Origin of the sequence: uncultured Corynebacterium sp., from assembly GCF_937999985.1 — a bacterium.
In the GTDB taxonomy this organism is placed as follows: Bacteria; Actinomycetota; Actinomycetes; order Mycobacteriales; family Mycobacteriaceae; genus Corynebacterium.
Genome location: NZ_CALLDG010000015.1, coordinates 1 through 4,253, shown reverse-complemented (window position 1 = coordinate 4,253; position 4,253 = coordinate 1). Strand labels below are relative to the sequence as shown.

Genomic DNA, 4,253 nt, shown 5'->3' with positions numbered 1-4,253 from the left:
GAGCTCCTCGATCGTGCCCCAAGCGCGCTCGTACTGTGCACGCTTCTTGGACAGGATCAGGCGGCCTTCCTTGTCTTCCTTGGTGAGAACCAGAGCGTCGATCTCGTCGCCGACCTCAACAACCTCACCCGGGTCAACGTCGTGCTTGATCGACAGCTCGCGGGAAGGGATGACACCCTCCGTCTTGTATCCGATGTCCAGCAGGACCTCGTCGTGATCGACCTTGACGACGGTGCCCTCGACAATGTCACCATCGTTGAAGTACTTGATGGTGGAGTCGACGGCAGCGAGGAAATCCTCAGCGGAGCCAATGTCGTTAATGGCTACCTGAGGGACGTTGTTGGTGGGCATATGTTGAATGTCTTTCGGAACGAATAGAAATAGAAGATGGACAGTTACTCTAGTTCTGCAAACCCTGCTTTTTGACGCCACCACCAGCGTCAATTACCTGGCGGTTAGCCTCTAGGAGCTCCACGTGGGGGCGTCCTAAAGAATCAAAAAGAGAGCGCACAACGCGCATAACGCTACACGACCACAGTGAACAGCGCAAACATGGACTTTCGGCCGCGAGTTGAAGCTGGGTTGTCCAAGACGTGCAGTACGATTGGGCGCGATGAAGATACTGCAAATACTAGTAAATATGGTCCGTGGCGGGTTGATTGGCATGGCCGAGCTCGTCCCGGGCGTTTCCGGCGGCACGATCGCGTTGGTTACCGGCGTGTACGAGCGCGTGCTGCACCAGGCGAACCTGTTCCTGGATGCGACGAAGAAGCTACCGAAGGATCGCAAGGCTGCGTTTGCCCAGTACAAAACACTGGACTGGATGCTTTTGATACCAATGGTGGTCGGCATGGGTGCCGTTGTACTGTCCCTGGCTGGCGTGATGGAGAGCTTCGTAACGGACAAGCCGGTGCACTCGCGCGCGCTGTTCTTCGGCATGGTGCTGCTCTCCCTGACCGTGCCGATTGGCATGACGGATAAGGAGGACGCGCGCCGGCGGCTGCCGATGGCAATCCTCGGCTTGGTTGTGGCGGCAACGGCCACGTTCTTCCTGACCGGCGTTACCAGTGCCCCGCAGTCCGACCCGAACCTGCTGTGGGTTTTCGCGGCTGCGGCGATTGCAGTGTGCGCGCTGGTGCTGCCGGGCGTATCCGGCTCCTTCTTCCTGCTGGCCGTGGGCCTATACTCCGCGACGATGGCGGCGGTGGACGATAGGAACCTGGTCTACCTCGGCGTGTTCTTCCTGGGCGCGATCACCGGAATCGTGTGCTTTGTGCGCCTGCTGGAATACCTGCTTAACAACCACCGCACCATCACTTTGTTCGTAATGACGGGCCTGATGCTGGGCTCCCTGCGTGCGCTGTGGCCGTGGCAGGACGGGAATGCGAACCTGCAGGCGCCGGGCGAACACCTGGGCGCCGCGATCGGCCTTTTCCTGCTGGGCGCGGTGATCGTCGTGGCGATGCTGGCGGCCGAGAGGGCCTCGAACGCGAAAACCACGCAGGCAGACGCCAGCTAACGCGGCTGGCGCGCGTGGCTAGTGCGCTGCCAGATCCCAGTTATCGCCCGTGCCGGCGGAGACATCCAGCGGTACGCGCAACTGGGCGGCGGCATCCATCTCGCGCTCGACTAGCTCGGTGACCTGCTCCAGCTCGCCGGGCGCGACCTCTACCACGAGTTCATCGTGAACCTGCAGCAACACGCGGGAAGCCAGCTGGTGACGGGTGATCTCCCGATCCACGCGCAGCATGGCCAGCTTGATGATATCCGCGGCCGTGCCCTGGATCGGCGCATTGAGGGCGGCGCGCTCGGCATTCTCCCTGGCCACACGATTGGAGGAGTTCAGCTCCGGCAGGTAGCGGCGGCGGCCGTAGAGAGTCTCCGTGTAGCCGGTTTCCTTGGCAACCTCCACCACGTGGTCGAGGTAGCGCTTCACACCTCCGAAACGCTCGAAGTAGTTATCCATGATCCTCTTCGCCTCCCCCGCGCTGATCTTCAGCTGCTGGGATAGGCCGAAGGCCGAGAGGCCGTAGACCAGGCCATAGCTCAGTGCCTTCACCCGGCGGCGCAACTCCGGCGTGACCTCATCGACCGGAACGTCGAACACGCGCGAGCCGACATAATTGTGCAGATCCTCGCCGCTGGCGTATGCCTCGATCAGGCCCGCATCTTCCGACAGGTGCGCCATCACACGCATCTCGATCTGGGAGTAGTCGGCGGTCAGCAGAGTTTCGTAGCCCTCCCCGACCGTAAACGCGGCGCGGATCTTGCGGCCGGCTTCGGTGCGCACGGGGATGTTCTGCAGGTTCGGATCGGAGGAAGACAGGCGGCCCGTCGCCGCGCCCTTCTGGTTGAAGGTGGTGTGGATGCGCCCGTCGTCGCCCACGGCCTCGATCAGTCCGTCGATGGTGGACTTCATCTTCTGGTACTCGCGGTGGGCCATGAGGTGACCCAGGAACGGGTGGTTGGACTGGGCGGCCAGTTTCTCCAGTTCCGCGGCGGCCGTGGAATACCCGGTCTTGGTCTTCTTCGTCTTCGGCAGGTCGAAGGTCTCGAAGAGGACCTTCTGCAGCTGCTTCGGGGAGGAAAGGTTCAGCTCCGGCTCCCCCGCCAGTTCGCGGGCAGCGGCGATCTCCTCGTTAAGGCGTGCGCCGTAGTCGTCGGAAAGCTCCTGCAGCGCCGCGTCGTCCACGGCAATGCCCGCGTGTTCCATGGCCGCCAGGATCAGGGCCAGGGGGACCTCCAGGTCAAAGTACAGTTCGGCCTGGCCGGCAGCCTCGATCTCTGGAGTGAGGGCCTTCACCAGTTCGGCGACAGCCTGGGCGCGCTCGGGGCCGGTGGCGCCCTCCGACAGTTCGTGACCCACATGGCGCTGCACCACGTCCGCCAGGGAGAGGGTGCGCACGTCGGGGCGCAGCAGGTACGCCGCCAGGGACGTGTCATGCTCCACTCCGTCAAGCTTTAAGCCTTGATTCTGCAGTATGTGATACGTCTGCTTGGAGTCATGGAGCCACTTCGTGGCCTGCGGGTTGGCCAGCCACTCCGCCAGCGCCTTCTCGTCCTTCGGGTCCACGTCGGCGAGGTCTTGAACGATGGCGACGTTGTCGCGGTCCAGCAGGGTCAGCTGCTCGCCATCCACGTCCACCACCGTGCCGCGGGTACGCTTTTTCAGCCACGCGCCCAGCTTCCCCGGCTTCAGCTCCTCCACGGTGACGGGGATAGCGGCACTGTCGGCGAACTCCACGCCCATGATCTTGAATGCCCTATTGCGCAGGCCAGTGCCAAACTGCAGCTCCTCGAACATGCCGAGCGCCTCGTTGGGATCGATTTCGTGGGGACTGAGGGCGTCCAAATCATCAACAAGCTTAAGGTCCCGCACCATTTCCGTAATGTCGCGCGCGAGCACCACATTGTCGATGTTTTCGCGCAGGTTGGCGCCGACCTTCCCGCCGATGTCATCCATGTTGTCGATCACGCCCTGCAGGCTGCCGTACTTGGCGATCCACTTCTGCGCGGTCTTCGGGCCCACGCCGGGCACGCCGGGCATGTTGTCGGAGGTATCGCCGCGCAGCGCCGCGAGGTCCGGGTACTGGGTGGGGGTCACGCCGTACTTCTCTTCGACGGCCTGTGGGGTGAAACGATGCAGCTCAGAGACACCCTTGAGCGTATACAGCACCGTCACATCCTCGGTGACCAGCTGCAACGAATCGCGGTCGCCGGTGCAGATCAGCACGTCCATGCCATCCTTGGCACCCTCGGTGGCTAGGGTCGCGATGATGTCGTCGGCCTCGTAGGACTCTTTATCTAGGGTCGTGACGCCCAACGCTTCGAGCGTGCGACGAATCAGCTCGATCTGACCCTTAAACTCCTCGGGCGTGCTCGGGCGCTGCGCCTTGTACTCCGGGAACGATTCCTCGCGGAATGTGGGGCCGGACAGGTCAAACGCGGCGGCCACATGGGTGGGCTGTTCCTTATCCATGAGGGTGAGGAACATGCCTAAGAAGCCATACACCGCGTTGGTGTGCTGGCCACCGACGGTGGAAAAATTGGCTGCGGGCAGAGCGTAGAAGGCGCGGAACGCCAACGAATGCCCATCGAGGAGGAGGAGTTTAGCCATGCGCTCAACTCTAACGGAGTGCGGTTTTGGTTGGCTGAAAGGCCGTGGCGTATTATGCTCCGGTAAGCACTTATCGCCCCAGTAGCCCAATTGGCAGAGGCAACGGATTCAAAACCCGTCCAGTGTGAGTTCGAGT

Annotated in this window: 3 protein-coding genes; 1 reads left to right on the top strand and 2 read right to left on the bottom strand. The window is 62.2% G+C overall.

Translation table 11 applies throughout. The features are described from left to right. A partial coding sequence (locus Q0331_RS00660) for a S1 RNA-binding domain-containing protein (protein WP_298073957.1) occupies positions 1-351 on the bottom strand: 351 nt, incomplete at its 3' end. Between the two features lie 262 nt (positions 352-613). Between Q0331_RS00660 and Q0331_RS00655 the strand changes: the two genes are divergently transcribed. Next, positions 614-1,519: a DUF368 domain-containing protein gene (locus Q0331_RS00655; protein WP_298073954.1), complete on the top strand. Its 906-nt coding sequence runs from the start codon at positions 614-616 to the stop codon at positions 1,517-1,519. 18 nt (positions 1,520-1,537) lie between these two features. On the opposite strand, the gene polA is transcribed toward Q0331_RS00655, so the two are convergent. Then, on the bottom strand, positions 1,538-4,117 hold the full coding sequence (gene polA / locus Q0331_RS00650; protein ID WP_298073953.1) for a DNA polymerase I: 2,580 nt from the start codon (positions 4,115-4,117) through the stop codon (positions 1,538-1,540). Between the last annotated feature and the right edge of the window lie 136 nt (positions 4,118-4,253).